1 pseudogene is annotated in these 531 nt (G+C 33.1%); it reads left to right on the top strand.

From position 1 onward, the window contains the following. Window positions 1-531: pseudogene (locus AYC60_RS08980) on the top strand (hypothetical protein); the annotation flags it as partial.

The raw sequence follows: 531 nt of genomic DNA, 5'->3' as shown, positions 1-531 counted from the left end.
AAAGCTAAAGATTTAGAAGGATATGATAGCTCTAAGAAAAACGAAGATGACACTATTAAAAAACATTTAACACAACCTACAGATAAACAATATGTATTTGGTGTTAATGGTCAATTAGGTAAAGGATTAACTAAAGATCTTTATCTTTCAGTATCACCTAGATTATTAAATGTGTACGCTAGAAATAAAGGAACTGAGGCAGCAACTCAAGTATATCAAGATTATACCTTACTTGCCTTAGGAACAGATTTAATTTATGATACTAGAGATGATAGAAATACACCTAAAAAAGGACTTTATGCAGATTTATACTTTGAAGGTGGATATATAGTTAGAGATAATTCTTTAGTTGCTGAAAAACAAAATTATGGAACTATTAAATTTAATGAAAAAAATTCTAGTTCAAATCAAGGATCAGGTTCTGGATCTGGTTCAGGATCAGGAAGTGGAAGTGGATCAGGTTCGGGAAGTGGAACTAATGGAGTTGCAAGTTCTTCAAGTTCAGCAGCTCCATCAGCACCTGCCCCTGCA

The sequence above is a fragment of the Streptobacillus felis genome (assembly GCF_001559775.1).
GTDB classification, from domain to species: domain Bacteria; phylum Fusobacteriota; class Fusobacteriia; order Fusobacteriales; family Leptotrichiaceae; genus Streptobacillus; species Streptobacillus felis.
Note: the sequence above shows the minus strand (reverse complement) of the source record. Positions and strands in the feature narration are given on the sequence as shown.